The 18,003-nt window shown below is 48.5% G+C and carries 14 protein-coding genes and 1 riboswitch; of the genes, 7 read left to right on the top strand and 7 right to left on the bottom strand.

Features of this window, described 5'->3' with window-relative positions; genetic code table 11:
• Positions 1–35: 35 nt before the first annotated feature.
• Positions 36–359 (bottom strand): rhodanese-like domain-containing protein, encoded by a 324-nt coding sequence (locus DYD62_RS20190; RefSeq protein WP_115229533.1) that lies wholly within the window; start codon positions 357–359, stop codon positions 36–38.
• 188 nt (positions 360–547) lie between these two features.
• Positions 548–1,201 carry a protein-L-isoaspartate O-methyltransferase family protein gene (locus DYD62_RS20185; RefSeq protein ID WP_115229531.1) on the bottom strand — a complete coding sequence of 218 codons (654 nt, stop codon included), beginning with the start codon at positions 1,199–1,201 and terminating at the stop codon, positions 548–550.
• A 251-nt stretch (positions 1,202–1,452) separates the two neighbouring features.
• Positions 1,453–1,550, top strand: a riboswitch (TPP riboswitch).
• Positions 1,551–1,583: 33 nt separating this feature from the next.
• Between DYD62_RS20185 and thiC the strand changes: the two genes are divergently transcribed.
• From thiC to DYD62_RS20170, 3 genes are all read left to right on the top strand, one after another.
• A complete protein-coding gene (gene thiC, locus DYD62_RS20180) occupies positions 1,584–3,509 on the top strand; it encodes a phosphomethylpyrimidine synthase ThiC (RefSeq protein ID WP_115229528.1) in 1,926 nt (641 codons plus the stop codon).
• Positions 3,510–3,648: 139 nt separating this feature from the next.
• Entirely contained in the window at positions 3,649–4,116 is a 468-nt protein-coding gene (locus DYD62_RS20175; RefSeq protein WP_115229525.1) for a DMT family transporter, read from the top strand.
• 94 nt (positions 4,117–4,210) lie between these two features.
• Complete coding sequence (locus DYD62_RS20170) at positions 4,211–4,558, top strand: DUF4870 domain-containing protein (protein WP_115229522.1); 348 nt, start codon at positions 4,211–4,213, stop codon at positions 4,556–4,558.
• A gap of 249 nt (positions 4,559–4,807) precedes the next feature.
• On the opposite strand, the gene dnaJ is transcribed toward DYD62_RS20170, so the two are convergent.
• On the bottom strand, positions 4,808–5,935 hold the full coding sequence (dnaJ, locus tag DYD62_RS20165) for a molecular chaperone DnaJ (RefSeq protein ID WP_099396449.1): 1,128 nt from the start codon (positions 5,933–5,935) through the stop codon (positions 4,808–4,810).
• A 175-nt stretch (positions 5,936–6,110) separates the two neighbouring features.
• Here dnaJ and DYD62_RS20160 point away from each other — a divergent pair, with 175 nt between their 5' ends.
• Positions 6,111–7,742, top strand: a complete 1,632-nt coding sequence (locus tag DYD62_RS20160) for a methyl-accepting chemotaxis protein (RefSeq protein ID WP_115229519.1) — start codon at positions 6,111–6,113, stop codon at positions 7,740–7,742.
• A gap of 178 nt (positions 7,743–7,920) precedes the next feature.
• Here DYD62_RS20160 and dnaK read toward each other — a convergent pair whose 3' ends face one another.
• Entirely contained in the window at positions 7,921–9,858 is a 1,938-nt protein-coding gene (dnaK, locus tag DYD62_RS20155) for a molecular chaperone DnaK (protein WP_115229516.1), read from the bottom strand.
• A gap of 131 nt (positions 9,859–9,989) precedes the next feature.
• Complete coding sequence (grpE, locus tag DYD62_RS20150) at positions 9,990–10,526, bottom strand: nucleotide exchange factor GrpE (protein ID WP_115229514.1); 537 nt, start codon at positions 10,524–10,526, stop codon at positions 9,990–9,992.
• A 550-nt stretch (positions 10,527–11,076) separates the two neighbouring features.
• Here grpE and aceA point away from each other — a divergent pair.
• The 3 genes from aceA (at position 11,077) to DYD62_RS20135 (ending at position 15,855) form a co-directional block, all read left to right on the top strand.
• Positions 11,077–12,357 (top strand): isocitrate lyase, encoded by a 1,281-nt coding sequence (aceA, locus tag DYD62_RS20145; RefSeq protein ID WP_115229511.1) that lies wholly within the window; start codon positions 11,077–11,079, stop codon positions 12,355–12,357.
• Between the two features lie 155 nt (positions 12,358–12,512).
• A complete protein-coding gene (aceB, locus tag DYD62_RS20140) occupies positions 12,513–14,099 on the top strand; it encodes a malate synthase A (RefSeq protein ID WP_115229508.1) in 1,587 nt (528 codons plus the stop codon).
• 298 nt (positions 14,100–14,397) lie between these two features.
• Positions 14,398–15,855 (top strand): adenosine deaminase family protein, encoded by a 1,458-nt coding sequence (locus DYD62_RS20135; protein ID WP_165928660.1) that lies wholly within the window; start codon positions 14,398–14,400, stop codon positions 15,853–15,855.
• Between the two features lie 57 nt (positions 15,856–15,912).
• Here the strand turns inward: DYD62_RS20135 and DYD62_RS20130 are convergent, their stop codons facing one another.
• Both DYD62_RS20130 and ribB read right to left on the bottom strand, forming a co-directional pair.
• A complete protein-coding gene (locus tag DYD62_RS20130) occupies positions 15,913–17,259 on the bottom strand; it encodes a YdgA family protein (RefSeq protein ID WP_115229503.1) in 1,347 nt (448 codons plus the stop codon).
• A 59-nt stretch (positions 17,260–17,318) separates the two neighbouring features.
• Positions 17,319–17,966 carry a 3,4-dihydroxy-2-butanone-4-phosphate synthase gene (gene ribB / locus DYD62_RS20125; RefSeq protein WP_115229501.1) on the bottom strand — a complete coding sequence of 216 codons (648 nt, stop codon included), beginning with the start codon at positions 17,964–17,966 and terminating at the stop codon, positions 17,319–17,321.
• Positions 17,967–18,003 lie beyond the last annotated feature (37 nt).

Raw genomic sequence — 18,003 nt, 5'->3', positions numbered from 1 at the left:
CGCCTTTATTCCCATTCTGTTTCAGGTAACGCTTATTAATATTTTGCCATTGCTAAATCAACGTCCTCTGCCCAGCGCGCAATTCCGCCATTTAAATTAATGACATTCGCAAAGCCTTGGCGCTCCAGGAAAGAAGCCACCTGATAGCTGCGCATGCCATGATGGCAAATCACCACAATCGTTGCGTCTTCATCTAATTCCGCAAAGCGGTGGGGAATCGTATTCATGGGAATAAGCTGGCTATTTGCAATATTGCAAATCTCATACTCACCCGTTTCCCGCACATCAAGCAAAATGGGGCTCTCACGCTCTGCGTCGTTCAGCCATTGTGATAATTCAATCGGATTAATCTGTTGCATTAGAAGCCTTGGTAGCAAAATAACAATATCATTATCCCAAGCACACAGACCCGCAGCCCAGCTTAAATCACAGAGAAAAGCATTAAATCAATACTTTTCTCTGTGCTTTTATTTTGTAAGCAAAGGTTTTTTAACGCCCTCAGTCCGGGGAGCAAAAACAGGCAGGGCTTATGGCCGTTATGGCGTTTTTAAAATGCAAACGTAGTTTTTTCAACGGCGTTTTTTAAACGCGGTAAATTGTATTCAAACAATTTTGTGCTTCCAAAGCTGCCCTTGTCCACACAGCTTACCAACGTAGCCGACATAATCGGCAGCTCGCCCACCACCGCAATCAAACGTCCGCCCACAGCCAGCTGATCTTTCAGGCTGGCTGGCACTTCAGCCAAAGAGCCGGTCACAATAATGGCATTAAACGGGCCTTGCGCTTGAGCAGCAGCAAGTGCGTCACCATGCGTCACCGTTACGTTTTTAATACCGGCCGCCGCCAGATTTGCGCGGGCAGTCTGCGCCAGCGCAGCATCAATTTCCACACCATAAACATGCGATACCAGACCCGCGGCCAAAGCCATCAGGTAGCCTGTGCCTGCACCTACGACCAGCACTTTATCGCTCGGTTGAGGATCAATATCCTGCAGCAGCTTGGCTTCCATTTTTGGCGCCAGCATTTGTGCGCCATTAGCCAGCGGCAGCTCGATATCCACAAAGGCCAGCTCTTTTTTGTCTAGCGGTACAAATTCTTCGCGCTTGACCGCCAATACACGGTTAAGCACCTTTTGATCCAGCACATCCCATGGGCGGATTTGCTGTTCTACTAATAAATAACGCGCGTTTTCCCAATCCATTTTTATGACCTCAAAGCGAGCCGGGAGTAAGCCCAGCGTTTGAAAATTTTGGCAATTATCCCACAGACCAAGCCCAGTGTGGTTATAGCGTAAAGAACAGCGCCATTACCGCGTGCTTACGTTGGAATGAGGCGAAGGTAACCTGTCTCCCCGCCAGCACACCCCGCGGACCAGCAACCTTGATACAAATCAGCCCGCTATCATCTTAAATTTGCTGTTTTCGCCATTTTTCGATACCGTCTAGGCTGATTTTTTATCGCTAGGGGTTCTGCGCAGGTCGCGCGGATGAGAGATACCCTCTGAACCTGATTCGGTTAATACCGGCGTAGGGAAGCGAGCTAGATACTTCGTTTAGCTCACCCGCGCCTTTGTGGAGTAGAGCATGAACGCAAAAGCCCAATTTTTAGCATCCACCGCCGTCGTTGACGACGCAGCCATCCAGCCACTCCCCAATTCACGCAAAATTTATGTGCAAGGCTCGCGCGCAGATATCCGTGTGCCGATGCGTGAAATCAGCCAGGCCGATACCCCGCTACAAATGAGTATCAGCGGCGCAACAGAAAAAAACCCACCTATCTTTGTTTACGACTGCTCCGGCCCTTACTCCGATCCACGGGCAAAAATTGATGTGCGTAAAGGCCTTGAAGCGATTCGCAGCACATGGATTAACGAGCGGAATGACACCGAGCTACTTAGCCAGCTCACCAGCGAATATGGCCGTATGCGCGAAGCCGATGCCAAGCTGGATGAATTACGTTTCGAGCTAAAACGTCAGCCACGCAAAGCCAAACTGGGTGCCAATGTCAGCCAGATGCATTACGCCCGTAAAGGCATCATCACGCCAGAAATGGAATACGTGGCGATTCGCGAAAACATGAACCGGGCGGCTTATTTGCAAAGCCTGCGTGACAGCAGCCCAACCGGTGAAAAAATGCTGGCCATGATGAATCGCCAGCATAAAGGCCAGAACTACGGTGCCGTGATGCCGGATGAGATCACCCCGGAATTTGTACGCAGCGAAATCGCCTGTGGCCGCGCCATTATTCCGAACAACATTAACCACCCAGAATCCGAGCCGATGATTATTGGCCGTAATTTCTTGGTGAAGATTAACGGCAATATCGGTAACTCTGCCGTTAGCTCCAGCATTAGCGAAGAAGTAGAAAAAATGACTTGGGGCATTCGCTGGGGTGCAGACACGATTATGGATCTGTCCACCGGCAAGAATATCCATGAAACCCGTGAGTGGATCTTACGCAACAGCCCTGTGCCAATCGGCACCGTACCTATCTATCAGGCCTTAGAAAAAGTAAACGGCAAGGCTGAAGATTTAACATGGGAAATCTTCAAAGACACGCTGATCGAACAAGCCGAGCAAGGCGTTGACTACTTCACCATCCATGCTGGCGTATTGCTGCGCTATGTGCCGATGACGGCAGGGCGGATGACCGGCATTGTCAGCCGTGGTGGCTCGATTATGGCCAAATGGTGTCTGGCGCATCATAAAGAAAACTTCCTCTACACCCACTTTGCCGACATCTGCGAAATCATGAAAGCCTACGATGTGGCCTTCAGCCTAGGCGATGGCCTGCGCCCTGGCTCAATCTGGGATGCCAATGATGAAGCGCAACTGGGCGAGCTGAAAACCCTCGGTGAGCTGACACAGATCGCTTGGCAGCACGATGTGCAAGTCATGATCGAAGGCCCAGGCCATGTGCCCATGCAATTGATCAAAGAAAATATGGATAAGGAGCTGGAGTGGTGCCACGAAGCGCCGTTCTATACCCTCGGGCCACTGACCACCGATATCGCCCCCGGCTACGATCACATCACCTCGGCTATTGGCGCAGCGCAAATTGGCTGGTACGGCACCGCCATGCTTTGCTATGTCACCCCGAAAGAGCACTTAGGCCTGCCCAATAAAGACGATGTAAAAGAAGGCATCATTACTTATAAGCTGGCGGCCCACGCTGCGGACTTGGCCAAAGGCCACCCCGGCGCGCAGATTCGTGATAACGCGCTATCTAAAGCCCGCTTTGAATTCCGCTGGGAAGACCAGTTTAATCTGGGTCTAGACCCGGATCGCGCCCGCTCTTTCCACGATGAAACCATGCCAAAAGACAGCGGCAAAGTGGCGCACTTCTGCTCCATGTGCGGCCCGCACTTTTGCTCGATGAAAATCACCCAGGATGTGCGCGAGTTTGCCGCCCAGCAAGGCGTGGCCGAATCCGAGGCCAATCAGATCGGCATGCAAACTAAATCGATTGAATTTATTAAAAAGGGAGCCGAGGTTTATCACAAGGCTTAATTAAATTCACAAGGGGAGTGGGGAGTAAGGGAGCCGGAAAATCAAACCAACCGCGCTCCCCAAACCCTCACTCTTTACGCCCGCCCTTACTCAAAAAATATGCTAGTCTCACCCACCTTACTCCTTACTCACAACTCCCATGCAGCTTCCTTACTTCCTCCTCGCCCTCATCATTGGCCTGATCGTGCCACTGCAGTCTGCCGTTAATAATCAGCTCAAGGGCGTGATTGGTGGCAGCACGCTGCTGGCGGCTTTATTGTCTTTTTCTATTGGCACACTGACTCTGGCTTTGATTGCCCTACTCAGCGGGCAGAAATGGGCGGGGCTGGCTAATTTGGGGAATGCATCGTGGTGGATGCTGACGGGCGGGCTGATGGGAGCGCTGTTTGTTTTTGGTACCACCTTGCTTGCACCCAAAATTGGTGTAGCGGCGATGGTGTCTTTAATTATCAGCGGCCAAATTATTGCTTCGCTCTTATTCGATCGCTTTGGCATTCTGGGCTTGCCAGTACGAGAGATTGGCAATCTGCGGATTTTAGGTGCGGTCCTGATTGCAGCAGGGGTATTACTGGTTAATTTTGGACCTATGCTCACAAAGCGCATGTAAAAATTACGCCTTAACGACAATGTCATACCAGATTCTTGCTCTTATCTTATAAAGCCACCTAGAATGGGCATCCCCTTTATGTGAGAGAACCAAGATGGATGAAAGCCAATTCCCTGTAAAAACCAGCAATTCGGATTCCAACACCATTGCGATCCTCACTTGGATTGGCACCATTTTCTTTGGCTTTATCCCCGCACTGATCGTTTATCTGATTAAAAAAGAAGACCCTTATGTGCAGGATCACGCCAAAGAAGCGCTCAACTGGTCGATTACCGTAATGATTGGCTATGCCATTTCATGGGTGTTGATGCTGATTCTGGTTGGCTTTCTGACCGCTTTTGCTTTGGGTATCGCTAATCTGGTGTTTTGCATTATTGCGGCCGTCAGTGCCAGCAGGGGTGACACCTACCGCCTGCCCTTTGCGATTCGTTTGATTAAGTAAAAAACCCAAACCTTGAACCACAGAGAGCACTGAGTACGCAGAGTTACACGGAGAAAACCAAGAGAAATAATCGCTTGTTTGCTCCTATCTTTTTTGCTTTTTGTGGATAGCAATGCATCAGATAAAAAAATAGCGATGGCTGAGCCATCGCTATTTTTTTACGCTTTCATGCAAGTACAATAGCGCCCCTCTCACCGCGCCCTCTCCCTGATAGAGAGGGGGAAAGCAGCGCCTTGGGCGCAGTTGCGCTTAAGAAGCAAAAAAGTCTTTTACTTTATCCATAAACGATTTAGCACGTGGGTTGTGCTTGTCTGAATCGCCTTGGCTGATTTCTTCAAACTCTTTCAGCAGCTCTTTCTGACGCGATGTCAGCTTAACTGGCGTTTCCAGAATCACATGGCACATTAAATCACCGGTGATCGCGCTGCGTACGCCTTTAATCCCCTTGCTACGCAGGCGGAATTGCTGGCCGCTTTGCGTTTCTGGCGGAATAGTAATACGTGCTTTGCCATCCAGAGTCGGGATTTCAATCTCGCCGCCCAGTGCAGCTACAGTAAAGCTGATTGGCATTTCGCAGTGCAGATCATTGCCATCGCGCTGGAATACTGAGTGCGCTTTAACATGAATCACCACATATAGATCACCCGAAGGGCCGCCATTCACGCCGGCTTCGCCTTCGCCACTTAAGCGGATACGATCGCCCTCGTCCACGCCAGAAGGAATCTTCACTGCCAGCGTTTTATGCGTGTTCACCCGGCCTGTGCCATTACAAGGGCGGCATGGATCAGGGATATATTTACCGCTGCCGTGGCAGGTTGGGCAAGTTTGTTGCAGGCTAAAGAAGCCTTGTGAAACGCGAACCTGGCCGTGGCCGCCGCAGGTGTGGCAAGTCTTAGCTTGCGTGCCTGCTTTGGCTCCGCTGCCGTGGCAGCTGCTGCATTCTTCGTGCGATGGAATCTTGATCTGGCGCTCTACACCGCGCGCTGCTTCTTCAAGGCTGATTTCCAGGTTGTAACGCAAATCAGCACCACGGTAGACGTTGGAACGCCCGCCACGACCACCGCCACCCGCCGCGCCAAAGATATCACCAAAGATGTCAGAAAAGGCATCACCAAAGCCAGCACCGCCGCCACCGCCCATACCTGATTGCTGATCAAGGCCTGCATGGCCATATTGATCATAAGCAGCGCGTTTTTGCGCATCAGATAAGACTTCGTAGGCTTCTTTGCCTTCCTTGAATTTTTCTTCCGCATCTTTGCTATCCGGATTACGGTCCGGATGATATTTCATTGCCAGTTTGCGATACGCTTTTTTAATTTCGTCATCACCCGCATCGCGGTTCACACCCAGCGTGTCGTAAAAGTCTTTTTTAGCCATCTCTTTAATCCTGCACAGCAGGCTGCGCCCTGAATTCATCAACGGATTGCACATTGGGGCGAAGTATTCAATCTACAAGCCCCCCATCCTTCTTTATGAGATTTCACTTGTACAGATACGCTTATCGCTCTATGAATAAGTCAGTTCCCTTACACTTGCTTTGAAAAGGCATGTCATGAATATCCTGAATCAATTTTCTATAGGCGCCAGATTACTTGCTGGTTTCTTATCCTGTGCGCTTATTACCTTAATTCTGGGTGTGCTTGGCTATCATAGTGCAGCATCCATGCAAGCACTTACCACGGATATGCATGACAATCAGCTTGTACCCGTTATGGATTTAGCCAATGCCAATATGCAGGCGATTTATCATCACCGGAGCTTGTATGCTTTTGTAGGAGAGCCTGATGATAATAAAATGGCCAAAATTGCAGAAGGTATGAATGCCCATGAAAGCAAAATAAAAGAAATGCTGGATAAATACAGAGCCACCGCTTTAACCCCGCCAGAAACTGAGCTACTCAAAAAAGTAGACGATCTGTGGCCCCGCTATTTAGAAGCCACCAAGCCCGCAATGGCAGCAGGAAAAGCCAATGATTTCAAGCTTGGCGCAGAGCTGATGTCCACCTCAGTGGCAGCCGCATTTCAACCCTATGACGATGCACTCAGCGCGCTGGTCGATCTGAATAAAAAAATATCAGATGAATCCATGGCTATCAGCCATCAGGAGCTGGCGGCAACCAAAACCAAATCCACACTTCTTACTCTGATTGCCGTTGTACTGGCGATCGCTTTGGGTATTATCCTGACAAGGAGTATCACCACTCCCATCAGCCATGTACGCCTATCTTTAGAAAGAATCCGTGAAGGCAATTTAAGCGAGCATATAGAGGTAGAAGGCAAAGACGAGCTGGCGGCCATGCAGACCGATCTGTTAAAAATGCAAGCCGATCTGAAAGCCACCATTCAAAGCATTAATAACAACTGTACCGAGCTGGTCAGTATGTCTGATCTGCTGGCCAGTGCCTCGCAGCAAGTGGCCATCAGCTCGCAAACTCAATCAGAATCTGCATCCTCGTCGGCTGCAGGTGTTGAAGAGCTGACAGTCAGCATAGACAGCGTTTCGGCCAGTGCCAGCGAAGCCAATCTGCAAGCCAACGAAGCCGGGAATCTTGCAAATTCCGGCGGTGAAGAGGTCAAAAAATCCAATACACTGATTGATAATGTTTTAGAAAACGTCAACAGCACCGGCACACAGATTGCCAGCCTGGAGCAAAGCTCTACCCATATTGGCAATATCGCCACCGTCATTAAAGACGTAGCGGATCAGACTAATTTGCTGGCGCTGAACGCCGCCATTGAAGCGGCCCGAGCTGGGGAACAAGGCCGTGGCTTTGCTGTGGTAGCCGATGAAGTACGTAAACTGGCAGAGCGCACCACCAGCTCGGCACAAGAAATCACCGGCATGATCCAGACCATCCAGCAAGGCACACGAGCCGCAGTCAGCGGCATGCAATCGAGCCAAGAAAGCGTCAGCCAGGTTTCTACAGCTTCAGAGCGCACTAATCAGGTGATGGAGCAGATCAAAGCGGGCTCTTTTAAAGTGCAAACATCCATCAAAGATATTGCTTCTGCGCTTTCACAACAACGCTCTGTTAGCACCGAGCTGGCACAGAATGTGGAACGGATTGCACAGATGGCCGAAGAAAACCGTGCCGCAGTAGAAGAAGTTGCCAATTCCTCGAATAACTTAGTTAAGGTAGCCAACGGCCTGAAACAATCCATCAGCAGGTTTAAACTGACTTAAATCCCGGTGGCAATAAATGATCTTCGGGCCACAAAGAAAATCTGAAAGCGTGATTTATATTTTCTCTGTGTGCTCCGCGTACCCTCATTGAGCTTTGTGTGTGCAGAATTTTTTTATTCACCGCCACAAATAAAACAGGCCCGCATCAGCGGGCCTGTTTTATTTAAATAAGCGTGGCTTATTTATCTTTTACTTCTGTGAATTCAGCATCAACTACATTGCCGTCATCTTTCTTAGCATCTGCTTCTGGGCCTGCACCCGCCGCCGCGCCAGCTGCTGCACCTTCAGGTTGCTGAGCGTACATTTGCTCGGCTAATTTATGCGATGCTTCAGTCAGTGTTGCAGTAGCCGCTTCGATTTTTTCTTTATCGTCTGCGTGGTCTTTCAGCACCAGCTCAACTTCGGCCATTGCAGCTTCGATCTTGGCTTTTTCGTCTGCGCCAATCTTGTCGCCAAATTCAGCCAATGATTTTTTCACAGAGTGAACCATGCCGTCAGCTTGGTTGCGTGCGCCTACCAGTTCAGACAATTTTTTGTCTTCTTCAGCATTCATTTCTGCATCGCGAACCATGGCTTCGATTTCTGCTTCAGACAAACCGCTAGAAGCTTGAATCGTGATACGAGCCTCTTTACCGCTGGCCTTGTCTTTAGCACCTACGTGCAAGATACCGTTGGCATCGATATCAAATGTGACTTCAACTTGTGGCACACCACGCGGAGCCGCAGGAATATCACCCAGGTTAAACTGGCCCAGGCTCTTATTTGCCGAAGCGCGTTCACGCTCACCTTGCAGCACGTGGATGGTTACGGCGGTCTGGTTGTCTTCTGCTGTCGAGAATACTTGCGATGCCTTAGTAGGAATCGTGGTGTTTTTCTTGATCAGCTTAGTCAGAATACCGCCCATGGTTTCAATACCCAGGGACAATGGAGTTACGTCCAGCAGCAATACGTCAGTTCGATCACCCGACAATACCGAGCCTTGCAGTGCAGCACCAACCGCCACTGCTTCATCCGGGTTCACATCACGGCGAGCTTCTTTACCGAAGAAATCTTTAACTTTATCTTGCACCATTGGCATACGGGTCTGACCGCCAACCAAGATGATGTCATCGATATCAGTAATTTTCAGGCCAGCGTCTTGCAGGGCAATACGGCAAGGCTCAATCGTGCGAGCAACTAAGTCTTCTACCAAGCTTTCGTACTTAGCGCGGGTAATTTTTTGCGTTAAGTGCTTAGGACCCGTTGCATCCATGGTCACGTATGGCAGGTTAATTTCAGTTTGTGTGGTGGAAGACAATTCAATCTTCGCTTTTTCTGCCGCTTCTTTCAGGCGTTGCAGGGCCATCACATCTTGCTTCAGGTTGATACCTGTGTCTTTCTTGAATTCGTCGATAATGTAATCGATGATGCGTTGGTCGAAGTCTTCACCACCGAGGAATGTATCACCGTTGGTTGCCAGTACTTCAAATTGCTTATCGCCATCTACATCGGCAATTTCAATGATAGAAACGTCGAATGTACCGCCACCCAAGTCGTATACAACGATCTTGCTGTCGCCTTTTTCTTTCTTATCCATACCAAAGGCCAGCGCAGCTGCAGTTGGCTCATTGATAATGCGTTTTACGTCCAACCCAGCAATACGGCCAGCATCTTTAGTTGCCTGACGTTGTGCGTCATTAAAGTAAGCCGGAACAGTCACAACCGCTTCGGTTACTTCTTCGCCGAGGTAGTCTTCAGCGGTTTTTTTCATTTTGCGCAGTACTTCTGCGGAGATTTGCGGTGGCGCCATTTTTTTGTCGCGAACCGAGATCCATGCGTCGCCGTTATCGGCTTTAACGATGGAGAAAGGCATCAGGTCGATGTCTTTTTGTACTTCTTTATCTTCAAACTTGCGGCCGATCAAACGCTTTACCGCGTACAGCGTATTTTTTGGGTTTGTTACAGCCTGACGCTTAGCTGGCGCACCAACCAGAATCTCACCATCTTCTTGGTAAGCAATAATGGAAGGCGTTGTACGTGTACCTTCTGCGTTTTCGATCACCTTAGGCTGACCGTTTTCAAATACGGCCACGCAAGAATTTGTTGTACCTAAGTCAATACCAATCATCTTTGCCATTTTTAGTTTTTCCTTGTCTTCGCTTGCCCTTAGGCAGCGGTAAATTAACAACCATGTTCACAAAGTGGGGATGCGCTGGGCATTTTCAAGAGGACTTTTTTTAAATCCCCCCCCACTACAAAACGTATTTTTTACTTTGCTGCTGCAACCATCACCATTGCCGGGCGAATCACACGGCCAGCCAGCTCGTAGCCTTTTTGCATCACTTGCACCACGGTATTGGCTTCTGCATCGCTTGGTACCATTGAAATAGCTTGGTGCTTATGCGGATCCAGCTTATCGCCCATCGGGTTGATTTCTGTGAGCTGCGATTTTTCAAATGCCGCAGTCAGCTGCCTTAAAGTGAGCTCAACACCGTTTTTCAGTGCTTCAACTTCACCTGTCTGATCAGCCAGCGCCATTTCCAGTGAATCTTTTACAGCCAACAGCTCAATCGCAAATTTCTCAACCGCAAATTTGCGGGCTTTGTCGACTTCTTCAAGAGAGCGGCGGCGATTATTTTCTGCTTCGGCCTTGGCATAGAGCACGTCTTGACGGGCTTTTTCAATATCTGCAGTTGCAGCGGCCAATTGCGCTTCCAGCGAATTTTCAGTGCTTTCGACAACAGCTTCAGCAGCCTCGGCTGCGGCATCTAAATTGGTCTGCTCTTGTACGTTTTCGTTACTCATCAGGAACTCCAGTCAAAACTTATTTCAAACATGCAAGGGCAGATGGGGTTATCGCCGTGCATTTCAAGTGCATCGCAACAAGCCGGAACCAAACTTCTGCAGACTAAACCCGGCCCAAGCCAGTGCCAGCTATTTTTTTAGTTAAAAACGAAGCAACTTAATCCACATTTAAGCGTCTGCTCTTAGCAGATGTATCAATAAATACAATTTTTTTTATAGATTTTTACTTAAAGCAAGCCACATAAGCGGCAATGTAGCTGACAGAAAGAATTTTATAAAAAACTACATTTTTTGATCGAAATGATACTTTATGCCATTAAAACAGTTGTTTAAAGCAATAAAAGCGCAGCACGCATTTATCTTCATTTTCAAGCACTTAATTACCTTCAGTTGACTAAATCCTTACTAAAAAAAAAGTACATGAAAGCCCCAATATGTAGTCAATTATTACTGACTACAATCGAATGGTGCACTGCAAAATAACTCTGCAACACGGCCATAAAATGCTTTACTTAAACATGCAGCCCATCACCCTTCAGGGAGTATTGTTATGAGTACAAAGGAACAAAAGATCGCCGCCATCCAGCAAGACTGGGACACCAATCCACGCTGGAAAGGCATCACCCGCCCTTATACAGCCGCAGATGTTGAACGCCTGCGTGGCAATGTGCAGGTTGAGCACACACTGGCCCGCCGTGGCGCAGAAAAACTATGGTCTTTGGTGAACGAAACCCCTTATGTGCATGCGCTGGGCGCCCTGACCGGCAACCAAGCTATGCAGCAAATTAAAGCAGGCCTGAAAGCCATCTACCTTTCAGGCTGGCAAGTTGCCGCCGATGCAAACATCGCCGGTGAAATGTACCCGGACCAATCGCTTTACCCAGCGAACTCGGTGCCACTGGTGGTGCGCCGCATCAATAACGCGCTGACCCGCGCAGACCAGATCAATCACGCCGAAGGCGACGACAGCATCGATTTCTTTGCACCCATCGTAGCCGATGCAGAAGCAGGCTTTGGCGGCGTACTGAATGCACATGAGCTGATGAAATCCATGATCGAAGCCGGTGCTGCCGGTGTTCACTTTGAAGACCAACTGGCCTCAGTCAAAAAATGTGGCCACATGGGCGGCAAAGTATTGGTGCCAACACGTGAAGCGGTAGAAAAACTGGTAGCCGCGCGTTTTGCGGCCGACATTATGGGCGTGCCTACCTTAATCGTTGCGCGCACCGATGCCGAAGCCGCTGATTTGCTGACTTCCGATGTGGATGCCAACGACAAACCATTCTGCACTGGCGAGCGCACACCAGAAGGCTTCTACAAAACCACGCCGGGACTTGAGCAAGCGATTAGCCGTGGCCTTGCCTATGCGCCGTATGCTGATTTGGTATGGTGTGAAACTGGCAAGCCGGATCTAGAATACGCACGTAAATTTGCCTCGGCCATTCACGCTCAGTTCCCAGGCAAATTACTGGCTTATAACTGCTCGCCATCGTTTAACTGGAAGAAAAACCTGGATGACGCCACCATCGCGACCTTCCAAGCAGAGCTTGGCAAGATGGGTTACAAATTCCAGTTTATTACCCTGGCTGGTTTCCACGCGCTGAACTATGGCATGTTTAACCTTGCCCACGGCTACGCCCGCCGTGGCATGAGTGCCTTTGTTGAGCTGCAGGAAGCCGAATTTGCAGCGGCAGACCGTGGCTTTACTGCGGTGAAACATCAGCGAGAAGTGGGCACAGGCTACTTTGACTCGGTTACGCAAGTAATCCAGCAAGGCCAATCTTCCACCACCGCGCTGAAAGGCTCGACCGAAGAAGAACAGTTCCACTAAGACTCAAAACCCAAGTCTTTAAACACGGAGGTAAGGAGAACACGGAGAACCACGGAGGAAAACATCCAACCTTGGTTTTCTCCGTGAAACTCTGAGTGCTCCGTGCCCTCTGTGTTTCAAGGTTTGGGTTTCCCCCTAATGCTAAGGGATAAACCATGACAACCACGCTTGCAGGTATTCGGGTTCTCGGCCATATCAGCCCCGCTTTTGCCCCTATTCTTACTCCCGATGCACTGGCTTTTTTAGCCGAGCTGCATCGTAGCTTCGAGCCACGCCGCCGTGAGCTGATGGCGGCCCGCATTGAGCGCCAGGCACGGCTGGATGCCGGTGAAGTGCCTGATTTTCTGCCCGATACCCAACATATCCGCGATGGCAACTGGAGCATCTCTGCCCTGCCCGCCGATTTACTAGACCGCCGCACCGAAATCACTGGCCCGGTAGAGCGCAAGATGATGATTAATGCGCTCAATTCCGGCGCTAAATCGTTTATGGCCGATTTTGAAGACTCCAATACGCCAACATGGGAAAACCAGATCGAAGGCCAGATCAATGTAAAAGACGCCTATCGTAAAGAGCTGTCTTTTAGCTCGCCAGAAGGCAAGCAGTACACATTAAATAGTGAAATTGCCACGCTGATTCTGCGCCCGCGTGGCTGGCATCTGATGGAAAAGCATGTTGAAGTGGACGGTGAAATCATCGCGGGCTCGCTGTTTGATTTTGGCCTAGCCGTCTTTCACAACCTGAAATACCGCCTCAGCCAGAGCACATCGTGTTATTTCTATCTGCCCAAAATGGAATCGCATTTAGAAGCTCGCCTCTGGAACGATGTCTTTACCTGGGCCGAAGCTGAGCTTGCCGCACCGCACGGTTGCATCAAGGGCACGGTGCTGATCGAAACCATTCTTGCCGCTTTTGAAATGGACGAAATCCTTTACGAGCTTCGCGAACACTCCGCAGGCCTCAATGCCGGGCGCTGGGATTATATCTTTAGCTGCATCAAGAAGTTTCGCACCAACACCGATTTTTGCCTCGCCAATCGCAGCTTAATCACCATGACCGTGCCGTTTATGCGCGCTTATTCCTTGCTGCTGATTAAAACCTGCCATCACCGCAATGCTCCGGCAATGGGCGGCATGAGCGCGGTGATTCCCATCAAGAACGACGAAGTGGCCAATGAAAAAGCCATGCAGCAAGTTCGCGCGGATAAAGAACGGGATGCCAACGATGGCTACGATGGCGGCTGGGTGGCTCACCCTGGCCTCGTGGCCATTGCACAGGCCGCTTGGGATGCAGTGCTGGGCGAAAAACCCAATCAAATCAGCAAGCAACGCCCGGATGTCAGCGTGGCAGGCCGCGATTTACTGAACTTCCAGCCTGAAGCGCCCATCACCGAAGCGGGTTTGCGCGGCAATATCAGCGTGGGCGTGCAGTATCTAGCAGCATGGATTTCCGGCCTTGGCTGCGTGCCGATTCATAATCTGATGGAAGACGCGGCCACTGCCGAAATCAGCCGCTCGCAAATCTGGCAATGGATCAGGTCCCCCAAGGGCGTGCTGGACGATGGCCGCAAAGTCAGTAAAGAGCTGTTCCGTCAGTGGCTGCCAGAGGAAGTAGCCAAGATTCACACCAGCGGCCGCTTTAGCAGCACGCTGGATGAGGCCGCGCTGATGTTTGATGAGCTGACCACCAGCGAGGAGTTTGTCGAATTCCTGACTTTGCCAGGCTACGACAGGTTGAAATAAGGGGCGCTCTTTTATAAAGACCCCGTTTTAAAAGGGTGTGCACGCCGCTGCACACCCTTACTCCCCCTGCTTAATCAAACGTATTCTTCTTTTATTGCTTATTCGCAAAGATCAAAAAACAATTTACGCATTAAATAGATAATTGCCATTTTTACAGCATTTATATATCCCTGCCAATTTTATATATACCGTATGTCAACGCCCCAATTTGAAAAAATGCAAGCGTTCTAACACCTTATTCATCTATTCTTTTATTGCAGCCTATAATTTGGCATTCCACTCATAAAAGATGATAAAGATGAAAACCAAACTACTAGCACTCTGCCTGCTTGCCATCGGGACTGGCCACGCAAAAGATATTAATAATAACTACACACAAACTAAGCAGTACTATTCGCAATTAATCAGCGCCCCCTCACCTAATACCGCAGAGCTGGGCCTGTTGATGAATATGCTGCCTAAAGGCGCAGATTTACATCACCATTATTCCGGCGCTATTTATGCTGAAACTTATCTGGAATGGGTGGGCAAGCAAAAATTTTGCATTTATAGCGAAGATAACGCCGCACTGAATGCACAGAAATTTCATATCAATACCAGCCCAAGTGAAGCCAGCAGTAAAATCTGCCTGAGCGCCGATGCAACGCGGCAAAACAATGCTTTCTACCGTGAATTACTGCAAAAATGGTCTGATAAAGATTTCAGTAATCACAGCCATGATCAACCAGCGCCTGATCAGAATTTCTTTAATACTTTCTTTTATTTTATGCCGGTTGCCAGCTACGCCATGCATGAGGGCTTTCAATCTTTAAAAGAGCGCGCTCTAGCAGAAAACGTGCAATACCTTGAAACCATGGTCGATCTGGCGCCCAGCATCAGTAATAAAGAATTAGACCCAGAAATAAATCAGCTGGTACAAAACCCAAAAGATGCCGAAGCCATTTTTGCCCGCTATGCTGATTTTATGGCGCAAGATGCCACCAGCCAGCAGCAAATCAACGCCTATATCAAAACAATGGAAGATGCAGCCAAAGGCATAGACAGCAACGATTTTAAATTACGTGTTCAGGCCTATGTATTACGCAATCTATCACCTTCCCTCGTCTTTAGCGCCATGTATTCCGCCTTTGCAGCAGATAAAGCCAGCGATTTAATTGTGGCCGTAAATATTGTAGGGCCAGAAAATGAACACGTTGCGATGCGTGATTATGATTTGCATATGCAAATGTTTAAATTCTTTAAAAAACGCTACCCAAATAGCAAGCTCGCCCTGCACGCAGGTGAATTAGCGCTTGGTATGGTTCCGCCGGAAGGGTTAAAAAATCATATTAATGATGCGGTACAAATTGCAGGCGCAAATCGTATTGGCCACGGCATTGATATTACCCACGAAAAAAATGCCGATGTACTTTTAAAAACACTGAAAGAAAAAGATATTGCGCTAGAGGTTAACCTTAGCAGCAATGAGTTTATTCTTGGGGTAAAAAACGAAGCACACCCTATTCAGGTTTACCGCCGCCACGGTGTGCCCTTTGTGATATCCAGCGATGATCCGGGTGTATCACGCAATAATCTCAGCGGCGAATACCTGCTCTACGCCAGCCGCTATAAACCATCCTACGACGAGCTAAAAAATACAGCAATGAACAGCATTCGTTATTCATTCCTGGGCAAAGCAGAAAAAGCCTCTGAAATGCAGGCTCTGAAACAACGCTTTGATGAATTTGAAGCGAAAGTTGCAAAGATGATTAAGTAATAACCTCAAGCTAAAAACTACGGATGAGCCTTAGGCTCATCCGTAGTTTAATGCAGATTAATGCATGCCCAGTAATGCTGGTAATTCAACCATTTTTCCGTTCAGTACGATTTTTCCGTCTTTTAACTGAATTTTAGTTTTAAGTAATTTACCATCGCTTTCCAGCTTTCCATCTTCAACCCCAAGCTGAACCGAGGATTGAAACATTTCCAGTGTGGGTTCAATTGCTTCTTCTTCAATCGACTCACGAATCATTCTTTCTGCAAAAGCATTAGGCAATTGCAAGGCAAGCATGGCGTTTACTTTATTCATCAGCTGGCCTGGGTTTTCTAAATCTTCCTGCTTAATATCTTTGCTGCTTAAATCCAGCGCAATCATGCTTTCGCCTTCAGGCGTATGCAGCTTGATATTTTGTTTCACAGAAGGGTTTTTCTTCAGGATATCCATCAGCAAGGCTTGCATTGCTTTCGCTTGTGATTTGCCATCAAAATTACACTGTAAAATCCCTTTTTTCCAGCTTAACTCATTAATCCCTTTAAGCGCCTTAGGATCAATTTGGCTGACTGCTAAATTCATTTCAAATTTACCAATATCTTTTGAATTGAATTTAAGTTTATCCGCCGTGCCCTTGCTAGAGAAATCAAGCAGGCCATTATTAAACTTAGATTCACTATTTAACAGCAACTGCCCCATGGAAACCTGGATATCTTTCTCTTGTTTTTTGCTTGAAACATCAAAGCCTTCAATCGTCAAAGATTCTGCACCGGCATAAACACCATCTACCGCATTTTTATAGCTTCCCTTATACGCAATTGCACCCAGCTTAAATTGGGTCACATTATTGTTTTCCTTACCCTCTGCACCATTAATTGCAAAATCAAAATCGATATAACTTGCATTTTTATCGTACTTAATCAGCGTGTTAAATCCCTTCCAGTTTACATTGCCTTTTTCATCGTCAACGGTAAATGCAGGGCTAGAAACACGGGTTTGTAAATCACCGGATAAACTGACTTTAGTGTTGATTTCCAAAGGCTCTTTGCCTTTAAATATTTTAGCCAGCTCTTCCTTGGTTTTATCGCTATAAACCACTTTGGTGTTAATTTCCAAACCAAAGGGATTATGCTGAATTGTATTAATTAAAGTGATTTGCCCTGTTGCGCCATGTAATGGAGATGCTTCGCCCTCATCTTCACAACCCAGCTGGTAAGTCACTTCTTCTGTTGAGGTCCAGAACCCTTTTTTAAAATCACGCTTCATCACTTTTACAATTTTGTAGTCTTTCAGCGCATCGCCAGCCTCGCTGACTTTATGATCTAAAGTGCTTCCTGTATACCAGGTTGCACCTGCAAAACCTGCACCAGCTAAAACAGCAAGCGCAAGGGCTAATTTAGTTTTATTCATCTGAATACTCGCTCTTTATCAATAAAAACGGGTCAATTAATAAACGGGATAAAAACGGATTAGCCTGCCTGCTGCAGCCTGTATTCCACCAGCTCGGCAATGCTTAATACTTGCAAACCATGCTCTAAGGCATATTCACTGATTTCTTCGCCACGCGCCATTGTGCCATCAGGATTCATCAATTCGCACAACACTGCCGCGGGCTGCAGCCCCGCTAGCACCGCCAGATCAACCGAGCCTTCTGTGTGCCCGCGCCGGGCCAGAACGCCGCCTGCTGTGGCACGCAGCGGAAAAACATGACCGGGGCTGGCCAGATCACCTGCTTGTGCACCGCGAGCAATCGCAGCCTTAATTGTAGTGACCCGATCAGCAGCAGATACACCGGTTGTTACCCCATGCCGCGCTTCAATCGATACGGTAAAAGCCGTGCTGAAACGGCTTTGATTGTCTGTCACCATAGGCGGCAGCTGCAGATGCTGCAGGGCTTCGTCAGTGAGGCAAAGGCAGACAATACCGCTGCCATCACGAATCATTTGCGCCATGCTTCGGTCGGTGATTTTTTCTGCGGCCACAATTAAATCGGCTTCGTTTTCGCGATCGAAATCATCCATTAATAAAACCGGGCGTCCCTGGCGCATATCAGCCAGCGCTTGTTTAAAGCGAACAGAAAAAGGGGCAAGTACAGGATTCAAAACTTCAGTAAACATAGAGAAACGCTCTCGCAAAATAGGTAGGCGAAAAACG

This window comes from Iodobacter fluviatilis, from assembly GCF_900451195.1.
Classification (GTDB): domain Bacteria; phylum Pseudomonadota; class Gammaproteobacteria; order Burkholderiales; family Chitinibacteraceae; genus Iodobacter; species Iodobacter fluviatilis.
Note: the sequence above shows the minus strand (reverse complement) of the source record. Positions and strands in the feature narration are given on the sequence as shown.